Here is a 26,038-nt window from a genome sequence, read left to right on the forward strand (position 1 = left end):
CTCGGTTTTTTATTACCCACTGTATTACATGAATCACCTCGCTACGGCCGATTACATTGTTTTTCTAGTTTATTTCATAGTTGTTGTCGGATACGGCTACTGGGTATACCAGCGAAAGCGGTCGGCCCAAATGAACACCACTGATTTCTTTCTGGCCGAGGGGTCGTTAACCTGGTGGGCTATCGGTGCATCGCTGATTGCCTCAAATATTTCGGCCGAGCATTTCATTGGCATGGCTGGTTCGGGTTTCGCTATGGGCTTAGCCATTTCTTCTTATGAGTGGTTTGCCGCAGCCGTATTGATCATTGTCGCCGTCTTTTTCATTCCCATCTATCTGCGCAATCATATTTATACTATGCCGCAGTTTCTGGCGCAACGGTACAGCGACACTGTAAGTACTATTCTGGCCATATTCTGGCTGGTAGTCTACGTGCTGGTTAACCTCACCTCAATACTGTATCTGGGTGCCATCGCGATTGAATCGCTGGTGGGTATTTCCTTCACGACCTGTACCATCGGGTTAGCGATTTTCGCCATTTTTATCACTCTGGGCGGCATGAAAGTAATTGGCTATACCGATGTTATTCAGGTGATTGTCCTGATTTTCGGTGGTTTAGTCATCACATATCTAGCCCTGGAATTAGTAGGAAAAGAAACCGGAATGAGCTCGATCTGGGGGAGTTTAGTATCGCTTCGGCAACAGGCCGACACCCATTTCCATATGTTTCTTCCCAAAGGTCACCCTTATTACGATGCACTACCCGGTATGGCCTTAGTGACGGGCGGTATGTGGCTGAACAATCTATATTACTGGGGATGTAATCAATACATCGTTCAGCGTGCCTTGGGTGCCGATCTGAAAACGGCCCGTAGCGGTATTCTGTTTGCCGCTTTACTGAAGCTGATGATTCCGCTCATTGTAGTCATACCAGGCATTGCCGCTTTCGTCCTTTTTCAGACAGGCTCTTTTCGCGAAGCCATGACCGATGCATCGGGCGTCGTAAAACCCGATCATGCGTACCCTGTGCTCATGAATTTATTACCAATCGGGATGAAAGGGCTAGCGTTTGCTGCGTTGACAGCCGCTATAGTGGCCTCACTAGCGGGCAAATGCAATTCCATTTCAACCATTTTTACGCTGGATCTTTACAAAAAATACGTCGATAAGAACGCGTCGGAACAAAAGCTGGTCAATGTAGGGCGCTGGGCGGTTATTGTGTCGTTTATTATTGCCATTGCACTGGCCCCTATGCTTCGTTCACTCGATCAGGTGTATCAGTACATCCAGGAATATACCAACTTCATCACACCAGGCATCTTCGCCATTTTCCTGCTGGGTTTTTTCTGGAAACGCGCTACCAACCGGGCGGCTTTGACGGTCGCAATCCTGACATTGCCCTTCTCAACACTGCTTAAATTCTGGCCCGATGTCATGAATCTGTTCGGAGTTGAAGCTGAATCCATACCGTTTTTGCACCGCACTACCTGGGTTTTTTGCATCGATGTCGTGCTAATGGTACTTGTATCGCTTACTGATCCGGCCAGCCACCGAACTGGTGATGAAATCATTGTTGATCGGAGTATGTTCCGGGTAACGCCTTCATTTGTGATTGGCTCCGTGGGAATTTTTAGTATTTTGGCTGTATTGTATACGGTCTTCTGGTAGAGATACATGCTAAAATTTCTGATAATGGGGCTTCTACTGGTATCGACAGTGACCAGGGCGCAGTTGCGTGAGCGACTCGACTCACTAATACAGGCTACCACACAGTCGGGACAGCCTGGGGCAGCCCTATTAGTCGAAATCAACGGGAAAGTCATTTATCAGTCGGGAAAAGGCCTCGCCAATGTAGCCACTAAAACGTCGATTACGTCCGAAACGAACTTTCGAATGGCATCAGTTTCCAAGCAGTTTACCGCTATGGGGATTCTGTTGCTGGAGAAAGACGGTAAGCTCTCTCTGGATGACCCAATCATTCGTTTTTTCCCGGAGTTCAATGGACAAGTTGGCCGAAAAGTACAGATACGAAATCTATTGACTCACTCATCGGGTCTACTGGATTACGAATCTGTCATGAACCCCAATCAGCATGAGCAGCTTCTGGATACCGATGTGCTTACGCTTCTGAAAGATCGCGATTCACTGTATTTCGAGCCGGGCAGTACGTTTCGTTACAGCAACTCGGGTTATTGCCTGCTCGCGCTGATTATCGAACGGGTATCCGGGCAACCATTTTCTGCTTTCATCCGGGAACGGATTTTTAAACCCCTTCGTATGACGCAGTCGGTCATTTATGAAGCCGCAAAACCAATTCACAACCGGGCTATGGGTTACCGTAAACAAAGAGGGGGTTATGTTTTTTCGGATCAGAGCGTAACCAGCGCTACGAAAGGCGATGGTGGCGTGTATACGTCATTAACCGATTACAAGAAATGGATTGATGCCTTACACAACCATACGCTCATTGACCTTAAGGCCGCGCTGGCCCGAACCGGGCAGGCCGTTCGGGCGAATCCGGGTAGCTATTATGGTGCAGGCTGGTTCTTCCGACAGCCTTCCAATCCCGTTCTTTTCCATTCGGGCAGCACGTGCGGCTTCAACAATTTTGTTGTGGCGATTCCGGAGAAAAACGTTTTAATGGCCTACTTTTCCAACAAGGCGGATAATAAAACCAACGCGGCTACCGTACTAAAGATTCTGGCTAGTACATACCCCAACGAATTAGCCGATATACTGACGCTGGATGAGCTAACCCAATAATAGGTTCTGGCTCAACCTTTGCTCTATCTTATTGGTTTACAGGAATAAATTTTCGAGATTTGTTAGTTAAATTTTTTATCGATCATGATTAGCGAAACAGCCCCACTTGCCAGCCTTGATGTATGGGAAGACGACGTACTGAGTCGTTACCCCCAACCCGAGCACAAATCGAAAGATGATTATCGCAACTACGACACGCCCGAGCGTGATACAGTTCGGGAGTTCTATCGACTGAATCATACCTACCAGACGTATGATTTTGTGCTGGAAAAAGAGCGGGAGTTTCTGAAATTCGATAAGAAAGAATTACCTGTTTGGGGCGTTGCGGAGTTTTTGAATACACTGGTCGATGATTCGGACCCCGATACCGACCTGGACCAGCTTCAGCACCTGCTACAAACCTCCGAAGCCATTCGTGCCGATGGTCATCCCGATTGGTTCGTTCTGACGGGCTTCCTGCACGATATGGGTAAGGTACTGTGCCTCTTTGGCGAACCCCAATGGGCGGTTGTAGGCGATACGTTCCCGGTTGGTTGTAAGCATTCGGATAAAATTGTTTATCCAGAGTTCTTCGCCAACAATCCCGACAGCCAGGACGAGCGTTACAATACGAAGTATGGTGTTTACGAGCCGAATTGTGGCCTTCGCAACGTGCATATGTCATGGGGGCATGACGAGTATCTCTACCAAATGATGAAAAACTACATGCCCGAACCGGCGCTGTACATGATGCGGTATCACTCGTTCTACTCACAACACCGCGAAGAATCGTACAACCACCTGATGGACGAGCATGACCACGAGATGTTCAAATGGGTTCGGAAGTTCAATCCATACGATCTGTATTCCAAAAGCCCCAAGCCACCCGTTGTAAGCGAACTGAAGCCTTACTACGAAGACCTGATTGCGAAGTATTTGCCATCGACGTTGAAGTTGTAATAAGCGCCATTTAATAAAAACGCGCCTACTATCTAATAATAATAAATCATATACATTCACAAGAACACATCTATAGCTAGATTTAGTAAACACTAAATCTAGCTATCATGAACTTACAAACTGTTCGCACCGCATTTGACCAAATTAGTGATGCTAAGCAATTCTTTGAGCATTTCTATGATAAATTAGATGATTTAAATATTAGAGAGAAAGTCGACAAAGATGGGATTGATTCTTTTATAAATGAATGTGCTATTGTAGCTGGAGCAGTTGGAGGTGCCACAGGACTTGGCGGTATTGTGACAACAGTTGTTGGTATTCCAGTTGAAATTACTAATAATGTTTTTCAGCAATTCAGAGTAACATTAGCTGTAATATACCATAAGACAGGCCAATATAAACCAAGCTTCCCAGAATTCATGAAAATAGTAGGCATGTCTATCGGGGTAGAAGTTGGCGCTACGGTCACCAAAGCTGTGCTTGTTGCTATTGCGAATTCATTACTAACTCGAATGGCAGCTAAAACGGCTCTGAGAGCGATCCCTATACTAGGAGCCGCCGTTGGCGCAACAACTAACTACTTATTTATTCTTGGTATTGGCAAATCGCTTAAAGGTCTTAATCTCGGTAATTCCCTAAATTAAACTTTACAATATATCATCATTTCCAATACTCTTTTAAGGCAAAATCTTAAAAGAGTATTGGAAATGATGATTAAATTTTCCTTTATGCAAATAATATATACGTTTCCTGATATAGCGCTAAAAGATTATCAATTAATATTTTTACCAGGACCGAATAACCCCTTATCACCTTATAAAAAATTTAGCCAGACATTAGAAAAGCAGAAAAGTCCATTAAAGAAGAAATCGCTGAGAGTATTAAATAAGATCAAATTAACTCCAGATCAATTAAATAAAGCCATTATTGAATTTATAGATTTATACTCTTCAATTTTTACAGACCCTGATGAACGAGAAGATACGCAGGGAATGATCAATAGAGTAACGGGCTTAGAAAAAGTAACGGGCCAAACCATCTTTTTTATTTGTGTAAAACAAACAACACGAGAAGTCATAGGCGGTTTAATATTCGAACTTCATCAAAATAGTGTTTGCTTATTACTAACTTATATTTTTACAAAGCCTTCTGAGCGTAGCCGAGGGCTAGGGCAAGCACTTATAAAAACTGTAGTGCCATTCATGATCAGCAATCTTATTAATAATAAAATAAGAGCTGTTTTATTAGAAACTGAAAATCCAAATTTCACACCAAGAAGTAACAAATCTGAGATTACCGCTAACGAAGACTTAACCCTTTCAAAGAGATTAGACTTTTTTCGCAAAGTTGGTGCAAAACTTCTTGATATATCCTACACGCAACCCAAGCTATCAATTGAGCCCAAAGACTTTGCCAATCGTGTATACCATTTGTATTTTCTAATTCTACCAGATGCTATAGAAGACCATGAATCCATAGCAGACAAAGAAATAATACTCCACTTTTTGCTGAATTTCTATAACATTCTTGAATACAGTGGCCAGCCTGCATCAACAAGAGAGAATCTTACTTCTAACTACAACAATCAGCAAATTAATTACCCAATAAGAGATATTGACCTCTATCGAACTTATATTCAGATTGAGCTACTTAGTTTATTATACAAGTGCAATAATACTAGGGATTCTCCAGATAAAATTATATATATCAACGAATTGATTATTAATTTAAAAAACCAGTTCCAGTTTATAGCCAGTGAAGTAAGGAAAGTAAAGGAATATACATCGCAAATGGCTCTAAAAAATTACTCTGAAGACTTTGTCAAAGAGTTAACTCATCTGTTAATTGAAAAAGTTACAGGCCTTAATGATAATCCCGTAATTACGGATTCTAGCATTAAGAATGAATATCAAAAATATGTTATTAATAATTTGTCTTACGAAAATTATGGAAAACTGTATCTATTTTACGGAACTGAAAAAAATAGTAATTTACCCGAAAATAAAATTAAGACATTTTATTCATTGACATATATTGAAAAGAAACTTATTGAGCTCCAAAAAACATGCAGCTCTATTCATTCAATTCCTACAAGCTATAAAGCATTAATAAGTGATATCCCTTAAGTAGTCAATAGAATAATACAAGTAAAAGCAATAGTGTACATACCATAAACGTATGTACAAATTATTATGAATTTGCCATTAAATAATTCGCATTATATTTCATTTAAAATCTTTTCGATAGCCAAAGCCCGGAGTTAACTTTGATGCGTTAATCAACGAACAGTCTTTATCGTGAATCAATACGCCGATCATTCCTACGAAATCATCTGGATCACAAAACCTGAGCATTTGCAAACGCATGCAGACTTGATTGAGTCCTTTTTTACTTTATACGAGCACCCCTCAAACTTTCCAGACCCAGACGAACGGGAAGATCCCCAATTTATAAAAGAACGTATTGCCGAAGACTCCAACGACCCCCATACTCACTTAATGGCTTATGTGCTGACTGGACCCGACGGCGATAAAAAATTTGTGGCAGGCTGTATTGTCGAGTTTTATCCTGATAGCGCCTGTGGACTAGTCACTTATTTATTCGTCGATCAGAATTTCAGGGGTGTAGCCATTGGTTCCGACCATAAAAAAGTAGCCGAATCGATTATACAGAGCGAACAAGGACTACCCGGACTCGTAAAATACTTTGCCCGTGAATATGGCAAATCCGTCAACGCTGTTCTTTTTGAATCCAACAACCCGTTTGACACCCTTCCAGAAAACGATTCAATGCCCCCAGCCAAACGCCTAAAATTTTTTAGCCGTATGGGAGCAAAGCGAATTAACTTCAATTACATCCAGCCGCCCCTCGGCGATGATAAAGGCATTGTAACCAATCTATATTTGCTGTGTTTTCCCTGGCTAACTGGTCTAAGTGATTCTATCCCCATTGCAACAGTGATTAGCTTTGTGATGGAGTTGGCTAAAAGCCTTGACCGGAATAAAGAAGCTGATTCACTAACCCGGTATGGCAACGAAAATTACCTGCATGATTTTGAAGCCGTAAAGCAATTAAACGAATCAGCGCAAATCGGAATCGTCAAGCCAATATTGATTGGTTTAACAGCGGAAGGGCGCAATATCATCAATGAAATGTATAACGATCTTACCAATCAATATACAACTAATCAATCTGTTGCATTAACACCCATCCCAGGAATCAACGTTTAATCAATTCGGCAACTTATTATTGCATTTCCTCTAAGCATTGATTAAGATTATAGGTATCTATCTAAACCTTCTTCTTAATCAATGGCTGAACCTACCCCTTCTAAACTAGAAACCTTTTTTGAGCAATTTTCAACTTTATCTAAACGAGCAGAAAAGCATTGGCCTCTTCCAGAACCAGATGACGATGATAATGATGAACGAATTGCGTACGAATTTATTTTCATAAAAACAGAGGAAGACTTTTCATCTCTTAAACAAAATATAGCTAATAGTTTCAGAAAACTCAATAAACCCAAAAGTCAATTTAGCCCTCGATCATTTTTATCGCATGATATTCTAAATCAATTATCTACCAAAACAGAATACAATTTATTAGTTAATAGAATAACAGGTAAAATAAGCCCCTCACCTGTTCAGCATAAATCAGTATACACGTTTTTACTTCTTGCTTATCAAACTACAGGTAATAATATATCAGTTAATGGAGCTTTAATACTTAATTACCTTACTGACAGTAAAAGCATTCTTATTAAATCTATTTTAGTCAACTCTGATCTAGCTTATAAGGATCAACAAGATCTTGTTGAATCTATGCTTGCATATAAATACAAACAAAGGGTTGATTCTAGCTCTAAAGATTTAAACGAAATAGTTATAAAGTATGGTGGATTAGCAGATTTTATCAGATCAGAATTAAATAAAAATAAAATTAAAAATATACTCACCGGAATTTATCATGAAGCAAACGACCCAACGGCTGATAATGATAGTATTTTTAAAAATAAAAGATCAAGGGAAAAAGCAGCCGATGTACTAGATGTATTCCATCATATCAATGCAAAACATATCAGGTTTGCATATAAAAAACCAGTAAATGGGTTTAGAAAAGATATTTTCCTTTTAACTTTCCCTGAATTATTGCCTAATAATACTAATCCACTTATGGTAGATATTAGGATAGTTACAGGGTTTATAGTTAATTATGCTAATACTCTACTACCGGCCGGTGCTTACTCAAGCTATGCAAATGATATTAAAATTACAAAAGATTCCAATTCGCAGTCAAATAATAAAAAAAACAATCTGCTGAAATTTGATACTTGCTTGCAGGGTGTTGAAATAAATGGCGAGAATTTAATTCTCGCCAATGCAGAATCTCTTATTAAGCACAGAAACTCTGAGTATTCAAATGAATTATATTTAAACAATGTCCCTAGATTAGAAAGACCTAATTTTAGTTATAAACGCGCTGCTGTATGTTTTGAAATTGTAGTTGATGAAGATTATTTCGATCCGATTGGTATACGTTACGAAGACGATGTAACTCCAGTATCGAAAGCACAATTAAGTTGGTTTGGAAAAGTAATAGAGACAATAAAAGAAGAGTGGAAATTAGGCGAAGAGCCTAAGCCTATTCCTTTAAATTGTGTTATTTATCATTCTACAGAAACAGATCTATTTGCTTATAAATATCAAGGGGCTCCCCCATACTTCACAAAATATTTCAATTTAGCTTTGGGTAATGATGTAACGATTCATCTTCCATCCCATTTTGAATTTACATCAGAAGGGCGACAGGAAACATATTATGTATTACCTACATCTGGCGAAGAAAAGCAAAATAAAATACAAAATAAAAATGCTTATAATACATTTATTCGAGACTTAGTCATGGAAGTACATTTGAGTTATACATACTTCCTTAATAGTAACATTCGCATTTGGCATTTAGTATTAACACCTATTGAACAAAAAGATAAAGTTAAGATAACTAATAATATAGAGCCAAATGAAGGAATATCTGAACTAGATATTATTAAGTTAATGAAGTTTTTCAGTGGTTCTCAAGAAAACGAAAGTGAGGATAAAAAGCGTAAAGTTCTTGAAGATATAACTTTTTCCCACAACAATAAGCCTAACAAAACGTCTTTTAAAAAACCTAGTAGGAGAAAAATACTATTAATAGAGATTCTGCATCTTATCTCATTTACATGGTACTCGTTTGGATATTTAATTAGGCTACCAATAATCATTATACGGAAATCATATGACACTTTAAAATTTTTATATAAACAGAGCCTTTATAAAGACTCTGGCCTCTTCTTATACTTCCAAAATTTTATCAAAAGTTCACTTTTATCATTTACAAAAATGCTATATTTAGTAACAATATTATTATTATCAATACTATATAAACCAATACTATTTTTACTCATATTTGCCCCCCTATATACGAAAAACCATGTATCAGGTTATCTAAAAAAAACTGTAATCTATAAATATTGGAAACATTTTAAAGCAGCTTTTGACTATATAGTATACAATAAATACGACGAATATAATCTTATAAATTCCCCTCAGGGCAATTCACAAAAAAATCTTACAGAGAAATTGTCGTTGATAGATTTATTGCAAAGCTTAACTGGAATAGATTATGTATTCCGCGAAGATCGCACAGATGATACTTTATTAAGATCAGAAGACCGAGTGCTTTCTCTAAGAAACATACGTTCAGGAATTGTAGAAATTGATACTGGTGCTTTTGACGAGATTGAAGAAGACAATCTTTTGAGTTTTAATTTTAAAAGTTTTAATACATTCTATAATATTAATGAAGAAGATTTACAAAAATACAATAATGAACAATTAGATAACTTATCTAAAGATCCCCGCGCTGGTTTGAACGAAATACAGTTGCGTGAACTTCACGAAAGTTTAGTTAAGAAACAAATTAGAAATGAAGTAAAAAAATCTTACCTTAAATTATATAATAAGGAAAAAGAAGACACAGTATCTGGTGCATTGCTAGGTGCTGATGATGACAATAACCTTCCAGAAGCATTGAAGGAATATGCCAATTACGTATTTAAAGCTTACTGTGGCATATGTTTAGGTATTTTTGATTATGACCGGATGGGCCTTGAGGAAATAGACGATACACTAATGCCTTTAGAAGAAAGCAAAACAGAACAGTCTTTTCAAGCATTGAATCGTGGGGTTCTCTCTATGTTTGGTTATGAAGAGGATGTAATGAATACATTCTGGAAAACATTAGGCCTCAGTCCATACTTAATAATACCCAGCGCTGTTCTTGCCCAAAATGATTCTGTCTCTCTTGACGCAGAAAGACGGCTAGATTCACTACTGACTAATTTAAGAGAAGACAAATCAAGCTTAACAATTTCTGAACTAATTTCAAACAGGCACGAGATTGATGACTTACTTAATGATGATATCTTATCAAACGTTTTTCACTATAAAACAGAGAAAGGTATTTATCGACAAGGTATGGAATCACGTGGAATTGATGAGCGAATAAAATCTGCCCGTGATAAATTAAGCCAGTTAGATAAAGAGATTGAACTAAAACAAGAAGAAAAGAATAGCAAATATCAAAAACGTACGCAAGCTTTATTAGCTGTTTTAGGCTTAATAAACTTCTATACTGTCATTAGAGACTTCTTCGTCGATGAGTTAGCCTACCCTTCAGACAAGGCAGAGAAAAAGATAGATTTAAACGACGTAATGATTGATGAATGGTTAGTAGATTTTATTAATAAATATTTCCCTGACCAGGCCGTAGATAAATTGTCTTCATTATGGCATTCTTTGAAATCGATAACTGCAATCAATTCCCTGGGAATATCTCATCTGACATTTCTTATATTAATTATAAGTGCTATCATTTGGTTTTTAGTAACCCGTATTTTCGATCCTTCTAAATCTGGTGGAAGTAGATCATGGCAAAATCGAAAGAAACGACATCGTAAGCTTCCTAGGGTCCATGTACCTAGTGACTAGTGCTATATCTATATACGAAACCGATTATTCTTCGCTTTTACTAAACTCATAATCCCGCTCTACTTTGGCAATTCGAACTTTAAAAGCCTGAAACCATTTCTCACGCCCTAAATCACGGGCTAATGTGTGCTCAGCATTTTGCCGCCATTGGCTTATAGCTTCTAGAGTGTCCCAATAGGATATGGTTAGTTCTATTTCACTAGCCCCATATTCCAATCCAAGAAAACCGGGCTGCTGGCTGGCCAACTCGACCATTTTGCCCCCCATTGCTTCATATCCTTCCAGATCAGCAGATGGGACTATAGTGAACACAACCACATAATAAGGTGGTTCTGGCGTTTGAGCAATAAAAGGGTTCATAACAGCAAATAGATATATAGCGACCTGACTAGTTTTTAGTTACTTGTTGGATGCCAGTATGTAAAGCGAATTTTTTGATAATTTCTTCTGCCGCTTTTCGGCCCGTTTCGGCAGCACCATTCATGAAGCCCTGGAAGTTTTCGCTGCAATGTTCTCCCGCAAAAAATAGATTGCCAACGGGTTGTGCTTCGGCCTGTCCGATTCCCGAAGCCTGGCCAACCTTATAACAGGCATATGCTCCGCGCGTCAACGGATTTTGATTCCAATTATATAAATTCTTCCGCCCATTGGCAGCCTGCTTCATACCGGGGAAAACTTTATTGCATTCTTCCAGATACTTATCGTACTGCCCTATTTCCAGATTTTCCCCCTTATCAGCTCCTAAAAAAAGGCTATATCCACCTGGGCCAGTGTTGTTGTGCTGCATCTGGCTGCTATCCCAGCCATTATGAATTTGATCACTTAGTACATAGCCCGTATATCCCTGCCCCCGCCACAATCGGTCATTTACACCAATAAAAAGTTTCGATTGCATGCCATAACCCAGTTGCTTAATGCATCGACGTTTTCGATCCGGTAGATCAACCGTTATTTCCACGTCACGTAGCACCGAAAAAGGCAATGTGATAATGACTGCATCAACAGAACTCTCCTGACCATTCTCAAAAGAAAGTTTATACCCATCTCCATTTGGGCTAATACGCTTAATATGGTGACCAGTCTTGATATCACTTTTCAGTCGCTTTCGGATTTCAGAAGGTATTTTTTGGTTACCGCCCGATACTTTAAAGCGTTCATCGCTATCACCATATATCTCAAAACCTTTCGAGGTATCTGTATTCAGGGATACTAATAAATTTAGGCTCGACTGCTCACCGGATGGAATTCCTAATTCACTAGTAAATGATGTAGTTAGTATATCGTATAACCAACCCGACATACCAATTCCATGCAGGTATTCATCGATTGATTTATTATCCAGTTCAATTACTTTAGGATCTTTAGCACTCATTGACTTAGGTAAGGCTTTGACATCTTTCTGCATACGAGGTGCATAATGCTGAAACTCCCTGATGATTTCTTGCTCACTGATCCGACGCCCCTTGAAGAAATAGTCAATCCCTATCAGATTTTTTTCGGACGGCCCTTTCATATCCAGCTTAGTCAACTTAAACTCATTACAGAACGTTAAAATGTCACGATGAGTCGAGTCGATAAATTCTCCGCCTAGTTCAGTTGTAATACCATCTGCAACCAGACCACTTGCAGACATTACACGTCCGCCTACTCGATCCGAAGCCTCATAAATCTCTGGTATTACACCTACTTTTTCCAGGTAGTAAGCTGAGGTCAATCCTGCCAAGCCAGCACCTATGACAGCGATACGGGGAGTAGTTTGCGAAGACTTAGCTCGGCATTGGGCTAACAGCGGTAAAGTACTCCCAACGAATAGCGCCTGAGTTGTTTGCTGAATAAAATTACGACGTGAAAGCGTCTGGACTTCTTTAAATAATGAGACTGGCTTCAGTAGGTTAATGATATGTGGTATTCGAGACATGGATACAAGCTTATGGTGGATTGGTAAATTTGTGACAGTATTCAGTAGTCCGTGAAATATAAGTTATCTTCTAGGTAAAGAAAAGCATTTATAGGAGGAATTCTAAAAATTCACTTTTCGTGGAAATACTCCCAAATCAAAAATTATTCGCAGCTCACAGTTGTGGCTAGCTGCTATTTTTAAAAACCGAATAACAAAAAACAGAGCTATACTGTATGCTGTTACTTGCCTGTTTTTTAGTTTTAACGTGCAATCGTTTAACAATCTGATGCTCCTCTTTTTTATTGTCCTTTACCTGTTGTCTAATGTCGCTATTGGGGCGTGGGCGGCCCGGCGCGTAACCAACTCACAAGATTTTATCCTGGCAGGCCGCCGACTACCTTTAGCTTTGGCAACATCGGTAACCTTTGCTACCTGGTTTGGTTCTGAAACCATTATGGGTGCTCCAGCCATGTTCGTAGAGGGTGGTTTTTTGGCCGTAATTGAAGAGCCTTTTGGATCAGCGCTATGTCTGTTTCTGGTCGGTGCTTTATTTGCCCGACCACTGTATAGGCTCAATATCACCACATTCTCCGATTACTTCCGAATCCGATTTGGCAGGGCGGCCGAATTACTATCGGCTATTATGGTTATACCTTCTTATTTCAGTTGGATTTCGGCACAATTAGTGGCTATCGGTATTGTTCTTAATGTGGTAACCGATGTCCCCCGGGAATACTGTATCATCGCTAGTGCAATTGTTGTGATGATCTATACACTGCTGGGCGGTATGTGGTCCATATCCATTACCGATTTCTTCCATAATCTTATTATCATTTTGGCATTAGCTGCGTTAGGCTTTATCCTTTGGGATCAGATCAAGGGCTGGGATCAGATTAGAAAGAGCACACCTTCTGGTTTCTTTCGGTTTTTACCTGCTTCAACTACGAAAGACTGGCTAGCTTATATCGCAGCGTGGATTACCGTTGGCTTAGGCTCTATCCCCCAACAAGATGTCTTTCAGCGCGTTATGGCGGCCAAAAACGAAAAGGTAGCCGTACGAGCGTCTTTGTTGGCTTCGAGTATGTACGTTACTATCGCTATGTTACCTTTATTCATTGCTCTAAGCGCCAAGCTGGTCCACCTTGATTTACCCAAGGATAACCAACTCATCATTCCCAATATGGTCATACAGCATGGTAGCCTACCCCTACAGGTATTATTTTTCGGGGCTATTATTTCAGCTATTTTAAGTGTATCGAGTGGGGCTATTCTTGCTCCTGCAACTGTATTTGGCGAGAATATTATCAAATTCTTTTATCCGACGATCAGCGATAAAGCGCTACTGAAAACTATTCGTTGGGCCATTGTGGTTATCACCTGCATTTGCGTACTCATGAGTACAATACGTGATACCAATATTTTTGATCTTGTTGGTGAGTCTTCAGCGTTTAGTCTGGTATCGTTGTTTGTGCCGTTAGCGGCCGGTATTTACTGGAAACGAGCTAATCTTGTCGGTTGTATATCCTCAATGACGGTAGGTCTTTTGGTTTGGTTAACGAACGTATGGCAGGGCAGTGATTACCCGCCTATTTTATGGGGTTTACTAGCCAGCACACTTGGTATGATCGCCGGAAGCTTGTTGAGTACGCCATCTGCTGTTACACATCAAGCAACCGCCGATGGTAATTGATTTGGCCGAGATGATAGGTAAGGTGAGTGGTTAAGTGAACCAGAAAGTATTCAGTGGACGTGGGTTTATCGAAAACCAGCATAGGGTACTCTTCGGCAAGTTGTTCTTCTGTTACCTTCGTAAGTCCTTCCTCAACGACGGCCCTAGTTTCGTCTATTTTCGCCAGCAGTTCCGTACGAGGTATGTCTTTGAGGGAAAATTCAAGATCACGCTGGCGGACGTAGCCCGTTTTGCCGAACTCAGCGCCGATGTAGGTATTCAGATTACCAATTAGATGCAGGCACAGATTACCCGCCGAATTGGCAATATTTTTGTCAACTATCCAAAGGTTTCGCTCGTCTTTATATGCGCTGATTTCCTGCCTAAGTTTAGCCAGATCACGCTGAAATAGGGTGTTTAAAACCTCCAGAAGCATAGCGTAGTGATTTATAGTCTTTAGAGAATCAACCAAAGTACTGCTGTTCAATCCGTCCTACATAGCCCAAATCTACAGCGCGCTCAAACCATTGCTGAAGCTGCTTTCCGACGTTTGGATATAAATTAAGCATATGTAGCTCAGCAATAGGTCTCCAGACCAATTCAAGTGCGGTGGTTTCAGCAGGATTCAAGGCAGGGATACCCTGAAGATTTTGACCAGCAAAAACGACATGCAATACATCGTCGTTACGTTGGGAAAGGAGCATTTCACCTGCCAGAACCATTTCACCAACGTCGACCGAAACGCCTAGTTCTTCCTGAATTTCCCGGATAATTGTTTCTGGTAACGTTTCATTGCGGTCGGGGCTGCCACCGGGCAAAGCAAATACATCATGTCCTCCATAGGAGTAACGCATGAACAATACCTCGGTCTGATTGGCATTCTGCCGCCAGATTAGTGCGGATGGACGAACTTTCATGCCGCCAACTTAAACAAAGCGGTCGTCTTTCCCAATTTATCGCTGGAAAAGACGACCGTAAAAAATTAGTCAAGTGTGGTCAGGTACTGTCAAGAGTCGCTTAGTAAAATTCTTGACCACTCTTGACAATTATCTGACAATCCTTGACCCTTGATAGTTAAATCAAATCCCGGCTAGTTTCGAATAGGAACCAGGTGCGTCGTTCAGTTTCATCGATGAAATTTTCGAGTAAGCTGGCCGTAGCTACATCTTCCGCATCATCAGCAATCTGGTGCGCATCGCGCATATTTTTAGCCATTTTCCGATTTTCTTCTTCGAGGTCTTTCAGCATATCGATTGGCTTCACAAAGTCTTCGTCGTTGTCTTTCACCCGCTGCAACTGCGCGATATGCGCCACCGAACGGATGGTATTCGCCCCAATTTTCCGAACTCGTTCGGCCAATGGATCGATGGTCGCAAAAATCTGATCAGCCTGTTCATCAAGCAGCAGATGGTAGTCGCGGAAATGGCGACCCGATACGTGCCAGTGATAATTTTTGGTTTTGATATAAAGGGCAAACGCATCAGCAACCAGCCGATTCAACGCTTCAGCCACTTTTTCCCGCCCTTTCTCTTTTAAATCGGAAGGGGTGTCCAGTTCTTCAATTTGATTGATAGCTTTCATGAATGATATGCGGTTTTGGACAAACATCTGTTTTCTGGACAACCTCAATCTACTCCCCATTGTTTGCCCCAATGAGCAGAACCTCCCAACCTAATCCGCTGTTACTATATTTGTAAAAATGCGATGGCTATGACAACAACGGAGAAAAAGCAACTGCTTATCGAAAAAGTACAGCAAATTCCAGAGAGCTATTATGACGATATCAATCAGTTACTTGACACGATTCTGGCGGATCAGGAAATTCATCGACGTAAACGCTTTGAGCAATTACTCACCGAAACCTCAACGAAGTATAAAGCCGTTTGGGAAGCTTTAGCCTGACATGATTTATTTGACCAAAGCAGAGATTATCGAGATAAATCACAATCAGGTGTCGCTATTTGGCGGAAATTTTGTTCCGCCGAACAATTTCCTTCATGAGGATAATCTGGATTATCTATTGGAAGCCGTAGAAACTGAGATGTTTGGCCAGCCTTTGTATCCTGAAATCTATCAAAAAGCAGGGTTATACATGTTTAACATTGTATGTAATCACATTTTTCAGGATGGAAATAAACGTACAGGTTTACAGTCTGCGCTTATTTTCCTGCTTCTCAATGAGTATAGATTCACCGACCTGGTTAATGACGACTTATTAACCCAATTCACGCTCGATGTCGCATCAGGCAACCATTCGCTTGAAACGGTACAGGCGTGGTTTCAAGCGAATAGTCAGCCATTAAACGCATAATTAATCGCGGAATGCGGTTTAGAAACGAGCCAGAACCTTCTCCGACACCGTTTTCCCAATTGACAATGACGAGGTTGCCGCTGGCGAAGGGGCATTCAATACATTTATGGCCTTGTCGGCTTCCAGAATAGCGAAATCGTCGAGCAATCCACCTGTACGGTCACAGGCCTGAGCACGGACCCCTGCCCCACCCGGCTCCAGATCTGCTTCCTGAATTTCGGGAATGAGTGCCTGTAAGGCTTTAGTAAAGGCAGCTTTGGAGAATGAACGGTACATTTCACCCAGGCCCGTTTCCCAATATTTGGCGGCAACTTTCTGAAAACCCGGCCACGAAAGGGTTTCAAACAGCTCTTTCAGATTAATATCTGACTTTTTGTAGCCTTCGCGCTGAAATGCCAACACAGCATTCGGGCCAGCCTCTACTCCCCCGTGAACCATGCGGGTGAAGTGAACGCCCAGGAAGGGAAAGTTAGGGTCAGGAACGGGATAAATCAGGTTTTTGACAAGATATTCCTTTTGTGGCTTGATCTGATAATACTCCCCTCGAAACGGTACAATCCGCACATCGACGGGTTCACGTTGGGTAAGCTGGGCAATTTTATCGGAATAAAGCCCGGCACAGTTTACAACGAGTTTGGTTTCGTAGCGACCTTTGTCCGTTACAACAATGCTCAGACTAGTACCGGGCGTAACCTGCTCCACGCGCTCGTTGAACCGGATTTCTCCGCCCAGAGCCTGAAATTTATAGGCATATTTCTCGGCTACCTGCTTGTAGTCGATAATACCCGTTTGCGGCACGAACATGCCCGCTACCCCATTGACGTGCGGTTCTATTTCCCGCATTTCGGCCAGCGATAGCTTTTTTAGCCCACCCAATCCATTTTGTTGCCCTCGCTGATACAAGGTTTCCAATTGAGGAATCTCTTCCTGCTTCGTGGCTACCACTATTTTGCCACATAATTCATAGGGAATTCCTTCGGCATTACAGAAGTCGATCAGCATCTGATAGCCCCGAATACAGTTGGTCGCTTTCAGGCTACCCGGTTTATAATACAGGCCAGAATGGATAACTCCGCTATTGTGCCCGGTTTGATGACGGGCCACAAACGGCTCCTTTTCCAGTAGAACGACCGTCAGTCCGGGGCGTTGCTGTTTCAACTGCAAAGCGGTAGCCAATCCAACAATTCCACCGCCAATGATTACTACGTCTGTCATAATACGCAAAGGTACGGTGGAACGACAAAAAAAAGGGCGCTACGAGATTTTCGTTGCGCCCCTCATCCTTTAGCTGTCGTTTACTGTTCCAATATCTTACTCCTTAAACGGGAATAATCAGGTTGTATTTTATTCAAAGATGTGCTTTTGGAGCGTTTCCGTGGCTATTCTGGATGAATGGATGATTTTCAACGACGAGCGGCTGAATTTACCGAAGTTGGCCTTCAATCCAGTCGAGGCCACGCCGGTAGAGCGCATGGGCAAAGTGGACTCGATTATCGAAATCGGCATCTGTAGTACGCCCTTCCTGCATAAACTGACGGACCAGACGAGCGTTGTCAAGTGCCTGGGGCTGCTCATACTCCGTTTCGGTCTGGGTACGGAACGAGGCAAAGGCAGGAGAATCGCCTTCAAAGTGCTGAAAAAACAAATGGCCGCGTGGGGTTCTGACAGCGCACAATACCCCACTGGCGCGGCTAGTAGACGGGGCCAGGCTTCCTTCCAGCCCACGCTTGAGTACTATAACCCCATCGAAGCCTGCCAGTAGAGCCAGTTCGGCCATTTTCATCTGATAGGTGATGTGAAATACCGATGTGACTAAAATCTGGGCATGGCATGGATTGAGCACTTTTTCGAGCGTAGCTAGAAACGGACGTTTAATAATAATCTGTCGACGTTCGACCCACCGATTCAGGGCAGGCGACAGGGCTTTCTGGTCCAGTACCCAGCCATAATTAGCCAACGGTGTATCCAGTTCATGGTTGCTCTGTAGAAACTGACAACCCAGATTCATGTACAGGTCCAGCGCATTGAGGGTAAACTTGGGTCCGCCCGACCGCCCAACCAGCGACACGGCTCCATAGCCCCGCTTCTGAAAAAACTGGGCAAGCAACGGCGTTATCAGGTAACTATGCTCCACCCCGTCGAACGGCTCGGCTAACTGCACCAATGGCCGGTCAGCACAACTCATCGACCCAAATCCAGGGGAAAATGTCCGTTCGGCAGCCCGCATGAGCCCCAGATACTCGTCGTTGGTTTCGTGCCGGACGCGCAGAATACTGGCCGCCAATGCCCGAAATACTTCACAATCGCTATGGGCGAACAAGTAATCGCCCAATTGCTCAGCCTCTGTCACCTGCAGGTTTCCACCACGCACCAGTTTGGTAGCTATGGGCAATAAGCGGTCGGGCAAACCGGGACAAATCTTATTGATAAAAAACGTTGGATGTGAAAAAGCCCCTTTGCCGATAAGCTCTTCCAGAGTCCGTTCTTCTGGTGTAGGTCCTTTCGCCAGCAATGCCCCCCAAAAAGCCCCGCGCTGCAAGGGATGGCTCATTGGGTCAGTCAATGCCGTACGGCATTCGGCCAGTAAATCGGGCGGAAGGGGTTTGCTGCCGTATTTTCCAATTCCAATATGTTTAATCCCTCGGCCCAATGGCGTATCAGTAGCTGGAGTGTTCAGAACCATACAAAATACAGGTTTGACTGACGAACGTACCTAGGTAAAAGTAAACAAAAAGTACTACGAACCGATGGGAATGTCTTAGGAAAGTGAGCGAAACACCATCTAATTCTTGTCTCGTTTATGCCAAATCCGAATACTGTCCAAAAAATGACCTGCATACCTGCCTTCTAACTGACTGTCTGATAGTTATAAACTTTTACACTAACTTGCTGTGCGTCAATTTTCGCTTTTGTCGATGACCAGTCCAACTTTACGAATCCATCTGACAGAATACCATCGCATTAATAAAAGAAATCTTGCTTATTGACACACAATTACGCGATTTTGGTTGTTCAATCGTTACACAAAGAGCCGTGCGAGGTCGAAGACAATACGGCATGGCTCCTTGCAAAGTCCTGAATAACCTACTTTTGTACCCGAATTAATTGTTTTTCGGCATAAATGGCAGAACGGATCGCTTACGGCAAAACATGGTGGGGCCAGAAATGGCTTAATGCTCTGGCAAGCATTGATATGGCAAACCGCCTGCCACGCGGAAAAAGCTATGCCAACAAGGGGGCCGTTATGGGCCTGCTTATTTCGACCAATCAGATTAGTGCCTCCGTGAAAGGAACGGCACCCCGGCCCTATAAAATAAAGCTGTCGGTACCGCTGTTTACGGAGCAGGAACGAACCTGGCTTCTGACCGAAATTCGCGAAAACCCAGCAACACTAGCTCAACTTCTGAACCGGCAATTACCTCCTGAGCTGACAGAGTTCGTCAATCGGAGAGGCATCCAACTATTTCCGGCATCGTTCCGGGATTTGTCGATGGGTTGCTCCTGCCCCGACCTTGCCGTTCCGTGCAAGCACGTTGCAGCCGTTGTTTACATTATTGCCAACGAGATTGATCGGAATCCTTTTCTGGTTTTCCAGCTAAAAGGGCTGGACATTCTGGAGGAGTTACAAAAAGATCAGGTCGATGTAGGAGGTAGTATGAGTCAGGTGCTGTCATTTAAAGACATTTGCACCGACGAACTGCCCGACGATGAAGACTGGCAACCCTCCGAAGCTGCCCGTACCCACCTGGATTATGCCACAATCCCAGCCTTATCGGAACAACTGCTAGGCTTGCTTTCTCCAGATGTTACGTTCACCAAAGGCGATTTCCATAAATCATTAACCCGCGCCTATAAACTATTCAGCAAGCCCTTATCCGACGAGAAACCGTTACCGCCTGACGAGCGGCCCGACTTCAGCGATAGCATCGAACTCCAGCTCGATGAAGTAATGTCGGTCAAAAAGATCAACATTTTCAGCGAGCATGGCGAACCTCGTCCGCTTAGCGGATTCAAAATGAGCGATCTGGTGGGCTGGATCAACACGCTTACCGAAGCCGACTGGCCCGAAATGAGCGATTCGGTCCGAGCGTTGTACCTTACCCATCAATTTTCGGCTGCGCTATTGCGTCGGGGGGCCATAGTGCCGCAATTGCTACGGGTAACGCCCGGTGAAGATCAGTACCGGGTACGCTGGATTCCGGCCATGCTCAACGAATTCGTAAAACAGCAAACCGAACTCCTGGCTTCGCAAATTCCACCTACCCTGCTGACGGTCCGCTGGCAAAAAGAATGGCTGGCCTTACCTGGTGAACAGTTGGTCTTAACGCTTTGCTCGCTGTTTTTACGACGGGTCATCAAACCAACGACTATCGAACTTTGGGAACGCTGGCCCCTGGAAGATGCTGACCGACTGTTTTTCGGCATCGAAACGCTGCGATTTGAAGGATTTGGACGAAAGGAGATGCCCCTTGCCATCCAGCTTTGGCTCAACGACTTCTTCCTGACTCACAAACGATTTGTGCCCATTGTTGCCGTTGAAGACAATGACACTCCCTTCGGTGATGAGTTTCGCTTAAGTCTGCTCATCCGCGACCGCGAATCGAAAACCGCCAAAGGCACACTCGATCCGCCTATTCCATTACCTGATCTCCTGACCAAAAAGAAGCACCAGGGCATACGGATGGCTGTTTTGCAGGATTTGCTGGTGCTGTCGCGGCACTTTCCGGATTTAGCCCGATTGACTAAAATGGGAGGCCCGGCCTATCTGACCTATTCGCCCAGCCTATTTGTCGATGTGTTGCTTGAGACCTTACCCCGTATGCAGTTGCTGGGTATTTCGCTCTGGCTACCCAAATCCTTACAACACTGGGTCCGTCCGCAGGCAGGTGGCCGTCTGAAAGCCAAAGTAACCGCAAACAATGCCTTTATGCGACTGGACGATATGCTGACGTTCGACTGGCAGGTAGCACTTGGCGAAGAGATGATCAGTGTAAATGAGTTTCAGAGGCTAGTGGGCCATACAACAGGTTTGGTCAAGATCAAGGATCAGTATGTATTGATAGACCCGAACGAACTAACGAAACTTTACAAGCAACTCGAAAATCCACCCGAACTGACTGGCTCGGATTTGCTTAAGGCAGCGTTGGCCGAAGAGTACAAAGGTGGCCGACTGGGCTTATCGGCCGAAGTCAGAACACTGGTCAAACAGTTTACTGAAAGTGCGTCACAACCGCTCCCCGATGCCCTGAACGCTACGTTACGCCCCTACCAGCAACGCGGGTACGACTGGCTGATGAAAAATACATCACTCGGTATGGGAAGCCTGCTGGCCGACGACATGGGGCTGGGTAAAACGCTTCAGATTATTGCATTGTTGCTCAAGTTCAAGCAGGAAGGCCGGTTCAAAAAGCAAAAAGGGCTGGTGGTGTTGCCAACCACCCTACTGACCAACTGGCAAAAAGAAATTGCCCGCTTTGCCCCCGATCTTCGCCCATTGATTTATCACGGTTCGAGCCGAAAACTTCCCGATGATAAGACAAAAGATTATGACCTGTTGCTAACCACCTACGGAGTAGTACGCTCCGATCTCGACAAGCTGAAGAAAACCAACTGGGCGGTTGTGATCATTGATGAAGCGCAGAACATTAAAAACTCCGATACCGAGCAAACCAAAGCGGTCAAAGCCTTAAAAGCACCGATTCGCATTGCTCTCAGCGGTACCCCCATCGAAAACCGGCTATCGGAGTTCTGGAGCATCATGGACTTTGTGAACAAAGGGTATTTGGGTGGCGTGGGTAAATTCAACGAGGAGTTTGGCAAGCCTATTCAGCAGGAACGCGACCACCAGAAGCTTGACCAGTTCCGGCGCATAGCGAGCCCCTTCCTGCTTCGTCGGGTCAAAACCGACCGCAGTATTATCAGCGACCTACCCGATAAGATTGAGAATAACCAGTTCTGTACGCTCACGACTGAACAGGCTGCGTTGTATGAAAGTGTGGTGCAGGAAAGCCTGCGGGCCATTCAGCAAAAAGACGGTATTGCCCGCCGGGGTCTGGTGCTGAAATTAATGACCGCTCTCAAGCAAATTGGGAACCACCCGCGCCAGTATCTGAAACAAGGGGCCGATACGCCAGCCTTATCCGGCAAAACTACGCTGCTGCTGAATCTGCTGGAAAACATCTACGCCAGCCACGAAAAAGTGCTCATTTTCACCCAATATCAGGAAATGGGCCAGTTATTGGTTCAGTTTATCCAACAGGCATTCGGAACCCCTCCTCTGTTTCTGCATGGCGGCACATCCCGCGACGAGCGCGACCGGATGGTTGAGCAGTTTCAGAAAAACCGAAGCGACCACACATTTATTCTGTCACTTAAAGCGGGCGGAACCGGGCTTAACCTCACGCAGGCCAACCACGTTATCCATTACGATTTATGGTGGAACCCGGCCGTTGAATCACAGGCCACCGACCGGGCCTTCCGTATCGGCCAGACCAAAAACGTACTGGTATATCGACTTATCAATCAGGGAACTATGGAAGAGAAAATCGACGCCATGATCCGCAACAAAAAAGAACTGGCCGACCTCAGTATCAAAACCGGCGAAACCTGGCTGGGGGACTTAAGCGACACAGAACTGAAAGAATTAGTGACTCTAGGCTAAAAAACTTGTAAATTCCTGGATTGTATTCAACGAATTAACGTTAATTCGTTGAATACAATCCAGGAATTTACGGGTTTCTGGCTATCCGATAGCTTTATACTTTCTTCGGATCGGGGTGAACGTATGGTGAGCGGTATTCCCTTGCCAGCATTTTAGTCGCTTCTTTATCACCAACCACTTCACGCTTCACCGGATCATACACCATCGGGCGGCCCGTTTTCATCGCCATATTGGCCAGGATACAGCTAGCGGTCGAAATATGGCCTTCTTCAATATCGGCAACTGGCCGTGAATTTTTCTCGATGGCATCCAGGAAGTTGAGCATGTGCAAGCGCGTAGCCGGAGCCGCGTTTAACTCAATTTTGGGGTTGGTATCTTCCGTAACGTCTTCTGGATATTTCTCTTTTTCGTACACGACGTCGAAGTGAATCTTTTCACCTTTTCCGTCCGGAATAAAATCGGCCTGCATGGTACTGCCCCACAGCGTGCCTTTTTCACCATATAGCGTGAACGACCAGGGATAATCGGGGTTGTTGGCGGTACCCCAGGTTTTATGGTGCCACACACAGTTCAGTTCATCGTATTCAAACAGGGCCGACTGCGTATCGGAAATGTTCGACTTACCTTCTTTTTGTACGTAGATACCGCCATGTGAGGTAATTCGCTTCGGCCAGCCGAGTTTCAGCATCCAGCGAACGGTATCGAGCATGTGTACGCACATATCACCCGTGATGCCATTGCCATACTCCATAAACGTCCGCCACCAACGCACGTGAGGCAGGCCATCGTAGGGGCGAAGGGGCGCCGGGCCCGTCCACATGTTGTAGTCGAGGAAGTCAGGAACAGCCTGTACGGGTGGGTTACCGTTGTTGCGCATATGTAGATCACAGGACATCTCTACGTGCGATATTTTTCCAAGCAACCCGGCATCAACGATTCGTTTCTTGGCTTCGATTAGGTGCGGGGTACTTTTACGCTGTGTTCCCACCTGTACGACTTTGTTGTATTTACGGGCAGCCGCTACCATTGCTTCGCCCTCCATTACGTCGACACTAATCGGCTTTTGCACATACACGTTTGCCCCGGCTTTTACGCAGTCGATCATTTGAAGTGCATGCCAGTGATCGGGCGTACCGATCAGGACAATATCCAGCTGATTTTCAGCCAGCATTTTCTGGTAATCGCCGTACAGCTTAGGCGTTTTACCCGATTTCTGCCGCTGGCTGACCATTTTAGCCGCATTATCGAGCATATGTTTATCGACGTCACACAGAGCCACGACTTCAACCGGAGCCACCTGAATCAGCCGAAACAAATCACTTTTACCGTACCAGCCCGTACCTATTAATGCTACTCGATACGCTTTCGGTGGGTTCATTAAATCCAGTCCTCGGGCACCAAAGGTCGACAGTGCCAACGAAGCGGTAGAGCCTTGTATAAATTGACGGCGGTTGATATTAAAATTATCCATGCAAGTTGAGGATTTAGGCAGCTAGAGCCGGGTTTGTATAAGGGTTTATTTTAGAAGCGCCATCACGGCATCGTCGCCCACAACAGCGCGGGTGGGTCGTGGGTGTTCGGCCGTAAAGACTTGTAAATCGGTTGGTTCGAGTATTGTATTAGGCGATTCGTCGATCTGTCCATTTTTCTGCACACGAGCCAGATCGAGTTTCAGGTGCTTCGCCAGGAATTGATAGGCGGCTAATCGTTTATTAGGCCCATAATCGTGGCCTTCGGTAGGTAAATGAACGTTTTCGACCCGGTCTTTTGCCCCGTAATAGCCGTAGATGTTCTGGATATAGGGATATTCTACTGAGGGTGTGTTTTTCGTCCAGTCTTTCCCGTCCGAAACCAGCAACATGGGCCGGGGAGCCGCCAGTGCGGCTATCTCGACATTACTGGTTTGATGAGTGGGTCGTTTATGAATTGGCATACCACTTTCGCAGACACAGCCGCCGAAGAAATGGGCCGACACCATCACAACGGGCACCGAGACTTTAATACGCGGATCAAGTGCCGTCAACACAAACGTTTGCGTTCCTCCTCCCGATTCGCCCGACATAGCAATCCGGTCCGTATCGACATTAGGCAGGCTGGTCAGAAAATCCAGCGACCGCATTCCATTCAGTGTCTGTAAGGTCAACGCTTCGGCAATCTTATGGTCGGTCTGCTTCGAGTCGCCATAGCCCAGCATATCATACGCAAACACAACGGCTCCCATCCGCGCCAGCGTTGCACAACGCTGCTGGGTATATTCCATCAGGCGGTTGTTCTGATTGCCTCCGTGACCATGGGGGCAAAGAATACCCGGCACTCTTCCTTTGACGTTCAATGGCCGGTATAGATTCCCCGTTACGAAAAGTCCAGGCAAGCTTTCAAATGCGACGTTTTCGACGGTGTAACCATTCATTTGCCGGAGACTATGCCGTATGGGTTGAAGCGGGGCAAACTTCGGCTTATCAGGTAGTTTCATCCCTTCCCGAATGCCTTTTCGGATCAACGCTGCACGGGCTTCCCAACTGGCTCGATCATGATAGGTACTGGCGAAGGTCTGTAACGCTTTGGCTCCTTCCTCCTCCGTAAAATAAGCTCCCTGGCACAAATCAGGTCGGGCAGGATTGGGTTGTGCCATCACACCCACCAGCCCTGCCAGATAACAGATCAATAAATTTTGGATACGCATGGTTCTTCTTGACAGCGAACGGATTGAATAGGGTAGCAAAACCCAAAGAAGGCTTTTGCAAACTCTTACTCCTTCGCCTGCCC

20 protein-coding genes are annotated in these 26,038 nt (G+C 43.9%); 11 read left to right on the top strand and 9 right to left on the bottom strand.

Features of this window, described 5'->3' with window-relative positions; all coding sequences use genetic code 11:
- The first annotated feature begins 28 nt into the window (after window positions 1–28).
- The 7 genes from BGO59_RS25915 (at window position 29) to BGO59_RS25945 (ending at window position 10,731) form a co-directional block, all read left to right on the top strand.
- Window positions 29–1,666: a sodium/sugar symporter gene (locus BGO59_RS25915; RefSeq protein ID WP_293688467.1), complete on the top strand. Its 1,638-nt coding sequence runs from the start codon at window positions 29–31 to the stop codon at window positions 1,664–1,666.
- 6 nt (window positions 1,667–1,672) lie between these two features.
- Window positions 1,673–2,761, top strand: a complete 1,089-nt coding sequence (locus tag BGO59_RS25920) for a serine hydrolase (protein ID WP_293688468.1) — start codon at window positions 1,673–1,675, stop codon at window positions 2,759–2,761.
- Between the two features lie 84 nt (window positions 2,762–2,845).
- Window positions 2,846–3,700 (top strand): inositol oxygenase family protein, encoded by an 855-nt coding sequence (locus tag BGO59_RS25925; protein ID WP_293688470.1) that lies wholly within the window; start codon window positions 2,846–2,848, stop codon window positions 3,698–3,700.
- A gap of 107 nt (window positions 3,701–3,807) precedes the next feature.
- Window positions 3,808–4,344 carry a hypothetical protein gene (locus BGO59_RS25930; protein ID WP_293688472.1) on the top strand — a complete coding sequence of 179 codons (537 nt, stop codon included), beginning with the start codon at window positions 3,808–3,810 and terminating at the stop codon, window positions 4,342–4,344.
- A gap of 63 nt (window positions 4,345–4,407) precedes the next feature.
- Window positions 4,408–5,826 carry a GNAT family N-acetyltransferase gene (locus BGO59_RS25935; protein ID WP_293688474.1) on the top strand — a complete coding sequence of 473 codons (1,419 nt, stop codon included), beginning with the start codon at window positions 4,408–4,410 and terminating at the stop codon, window positions 5,824–5,826.
- A gap of 171 nt (window positions 5,827–5,997) precedes the next feature.
- A complete protein-coding gene (locus BGO59_RS25940; RefSeq protein ID WP_293688476.1) occupies window positions 5,998–6,930 on the top strand; it encodes a hypothetical protein in 933 nt (310 codons plus the stop codon).
- Between the two features lie 81 nt (window positions 6,931–7,011).
- A complete protein-coding gene (locus BGO59_RS25945) occupies window positions 7,012–10,731 on the top strand; it encodes a hypothetical protein (RefSeq protein WP_293688477.1) in 3,720 nt (1,239 codons plus the stop codon).
- A gap of 24 nt (window positions 10,732–10,755) precedes the next feature.
- Here BGO59_RS25945 and BGO59_RS25950 read toward each other — a convergent pair whose 3' ends face one another.
- Together BGO59_RS25950 and BGO59_RS25955 are read right to left on the bottom strand one after the other, a co-directional pair.
- A complete protein-coding gene (locus BGO59_RS25950; RefSeq protein WP_293688479.1) occupies window positions 10,756–11,091 on the bottom strand; it encodes an antibiotic biosynthesis monooxygenase in 336 nt (111 codons plus the stop codon).
- A 28-nt stretch (window positions 11,092–11,119) separates the two neighbouring features.
- A complete protein-coding gene (locus BGO59_RS25955; RefSeq protein WP_293688481.1) occupies window positions 11,120–12,649 on the bottom strand; it encodes an FAD-dependent oxidoreductase in 1,530 nt (509 codons plus the stop codon).
- Window positions 12,650–12,917: 268 nt separating this feature from the next.
- Here BGO59_RS25955 and BGO59_RS25960 point away from each other — a divergent pair, with 268 nt between their 5' ends.
- Window positions 12,918–14,321 (top strand): sodium:solute symporter family protein, encoded by a 1,404-nt coding sequence (locus tag BGO59_RS25960; RefSeq protein ID WP_293688483.1) that lies wholly within the window; start codon window positions 12,918–12,920, stop codon window positions 14,319–14,321.
- Here BGO59_RS25960 and BGO59_RS25965 read toward each other — a convergent pair.
- From BGO59_RS25965 to BGO59_RS25975, 3 genes are all read right to left on the bottom strand, one after another.
- Window positions 14,290–14,736 (bottom strand): DinB family protein, encoded by a 447-nt coding sequence (locus tag BGO59_RS25965; protein ID WP_293688485.1) that lies wholly within the window; start codon window positions 14,734–14,736, stop codon window positions 14,290–14,292. The genes BGO59_RS25960 and BGO59_RS25965 overlap by 32 nt on opposite strands.
- Window positions 14,737–14,764: 28 nt before the next feature.
- Window positions 14,765–15,217: an NUDIX hydrolase gene (locus BGO59_RS25970; RefSeq protein WP_293688487.1), complete on the bottom strand. Its 453-nt coding sequence runs from the start codon at window positions 15,215–15,217 to the stop codon at window positions 14,765–14,767.
- A 157-nt stretch (window positions 15,218–15,374) separates the two neighbouring features.
- Window positions 15,375–15,881 (bottom strand): DNA starvation/stationary phase protection protein, encoded by a 507-nt coding sequence (locus tag BGO59_RS25975; RefSeq protein ID WP_293688488.1) that lies wholly within the window; start codon window positions 15,879–15,881, stop codon window positions 15,375–15,377.
- Window positions 15,882–16,010: 129 nt separating this feature from the next.
- On the opposite strand from BGO59_RS25975, the gene BGO59_RS25980 reads away from it, so the two are divergent.
- Together BGO59_RS25980 and BGO59_RS25985 are read left to right on the top strand one after the other, a co-directional pair.
- Entirely contained in the window at window positions 16,011–16,202 is a 192-nt protein-coding gene (locus tag BGO59_RS25980) for a hypothetical protein (RefSeq protein WP_293688490.1), read from the top strand.
- Window position 16,203: 1 nt separating this feature from the next.
- On the top strand, window positions 16,204–16,611 hold the full coding sequence (locus tag BGO59_RS25985) for a type II toxin-antitoxin system death-on-curing family toxin (RefSeq protein ID WP_293688492.1): 408 nt from the start codon (window positions 16,204–16,206) through the stop codon (window positions 16,609–16,611).
- Window positions 16,612–16,629: 18 nt separating this feature from the next.
- Here the strand turns inward: BGO59_RS25985 and lhgO are convergent, their stop codons facing one another.
- Window positions 16,630–17,826 carry an L-2-hydroxyglutarate oxidase gene (gene lhgO, locus BGO59_RS25990; RefSeq protein ID WP_293688494.1) on the bottom strand — a complete coding sequence of 399 codons (1,197 nt, stop codon included), beginning with the start codon at window positions 17,824–17,826 and terminating at the stop codon, window positions 16,630–16,632.
- A gap of 208 nt (window positions 17,827–18,034) precedes the next feature.
- Window positions 18,035–19,294 carry an anthranilate phosphoribosyltransferase gene (locus tag BGO59_RS25995; protein WP_293688496.1) on the bottom strand — a complete coding sequence of 420 codons (1,260 nt, stop codon included), beginning with the start codon at window positions 19,292–19,294 and terminating at the stop codon, window positions 18,035–18,037.
- Window positions 19,295–19,732: 438 nt separating this feature from the next.
- Between BGO59_RS25995 and BGO59_RS26000 the strand changes: the two genes are divergently transcribed.
- Entirely contained in the window at window positions 19,733–23,272 is a 3,540-nt protein-coding gene (locus BGO59_RS26000; RefSeq protein ID WP_293688498.1) for an SNF2-related protein, read from the top strand.
- A gap of 94 nt (window positions 23,273–23,366) precedes the next feature.
- Here BGO59_RS26000 and BGO59_RS26005 read toward each other — a convergent pair whose 3' ends face one another.
- Both BGO59_RS26005 and BGO59_RS26010 read right to left on the bottom strand, forming a co-directional pair.
- Window positions 23,367–24,743, bottom strand: a complete 1,377-nt coding sequence (locus BGO59_RS26005; RefSeq protein ID WP_293688500.1) for a Gfo/Idh/MocA family oxidoreductase — start codon at window positions 24,741–24,743, stop codon at window positions 23,367–23,369.
- Between the two features lie 45 nt (window positions 24,744–24,788).
- The gene (locus BGO59_RS26010) at window positions 24,789–25,955 is read right to left on the bottom strand and encodes a S9 family peptidase (RefSeq protein ID WP_293688502.1); all 1,167 of its coding nucleotides are present in this window, start codon (window positions 25,953–25,955) and stop codon (window positions 24,789–24,791) included.
- Between the last annotated feature and the right edge of the window lie 83 nt (window positions 25,956–26,038).

This window comes from Spirosoma sp. 48-14, assembly GCF_001898575.1.
Taxonomy (GTDB): Bacteria; Bacteroidota; Bacteroidia; order Cytophagales; family Spirosomataceae; genus Spirosoma.

Excerpts from the sequence above, each read along its gene's own strand:
- BGO59_RS25915 (WP_293688467.1), top strand. The coding sequence starts at position 29 with ATGAATCACCTCGCTACGGCCGATTACATTGTTTTTCTAGTTTATTTC.
- BGO59_RS25920 (WP_293688468.1), top strand. The coding sequence starts at position 1,673 with ATGCTAAAATTTCTGATAATGGGGCTTCTACTGGTATCGACAGTGACC.
- BGO59_RS25925 (WP_293688470.1), top strand. The coding sequence starts at position 2,846 with ATGATTAGCGAAACAGCCCCACTTGCCAGCCTTGATGTATGGGAAGAC.
- BGO59_RS25930 (WP_293688472.1), top strand. The coding sequence starts at position 3,808 with ATGAACTTACAAACTGTTCGCACCGCATTTGACCAAATTAGTGATGCT.
- BGO59_RS25935 (WP_293688474.1), top strand. The coding sequence starts at position 4,408 with ATGATGATTAAATTTTCCTTTATGCAAATAATATATACGTTTCCTGAT.
- BGO59_RS25945 (WP_293688477.1), top strand. The coding sequence starts at position 7,012 with ATGGCTGAACCTACCCCTTCTAAACTAGAAACCTTTTTTGAGCAATTT.
- BGO59_RS25950 (WP_293688479.1), bottom strand. The coding sequence starts at position 11,091 with ATGAACCCTTTTATTGCTCAAACGCCAGAACCACCTTATTATGTGGTT.
- BGO59_RS25955 (WP_293688481.1), bottom strand. The coding sequence starts at position 12,649 with ATGTCTCGAATACCACATATCATTAACCTACTGAAGCCAGTCTCATTA.
- BGO59_RS25960 (WP_293688483.1), top strand. The coding sequence starts at position 12,918 with ATGCTCCTCTTTTTTATTGTCCTTTACCTGTTGTCTAATGTCGCTATT.
- BGO59_RS25965 (WP_293688485.1), bottom strand. The coding sequence starts at position 14,736 with ATGCTTCTGGAGGTTTTAAACACCCTATTTCAGCGTGATCTGGCTAAA.
- BGO59_RS25970 (WP_293688487.1), bottom strand. The coding sequence starts at position 15,217 with ATGAAAGTTCGTCCATCCGCACTAATCTGGCGGCAGAATGCCAATCAG.
- BGO59_RS25975 (WP_293688488.1), bottom strand. The coding sequence starts at position 15,881 with ATGAAAGCTATCAATCAAATTGAAGAACTGGACACCCCTTCCGATTTA.
- BGO59_RS25980 (WP_293688490.1), top strand. The coding sequence starts at position 16,011 with ATGACAACAACGGAGAAAAAGCAACTGCTTATCGAAAAAGTACAGCAA.
- BGO59_RS25985 (WP_293688492.1), top strand. The coding sequence starts at position 16,204 with ATGATTTATTTGACCAAAGCAGAGATTATCGAGATAAATCACAATCAG.
- lhgO (WP_293688494.1), bottom strand. The coding sequence starts at position 17,826 with ATGACAGACGTAGTAATCATTGGCGGTGGAATTGTTGGATTGGCTACC.
- BGO59_RS25995 (WP_293688496.1), bottom strand. The coding sequence starts at position 19,294 with ATGGTTCTGAACACTCCAGCTACTGATACGCCATTGGGCCGAGGGATT.
- BGO59_RS26000 (WP_293688498.1), top strand. The coding sequence starts at position 19,733 with ATGGCAGAACGGATCGCTTACGGCAAAACATGGTGGGGCCAGAAATGG.
- BGO59_RS26005 (WP_293688500.1), bottom strand. The coding sequence starts at position 24,743 with ATGGATAATTTTAATATCAACCGCCGTCAATTTATACAAGGCTCTACC.
- BGO59_RS26010 (WP_293688502.1), bottom strand. The coding sequence starts at position 25,955 with ATGCGTATCCAAAATTTATTGATCTGTTATCTGGCAGGGCTGGTGGGT.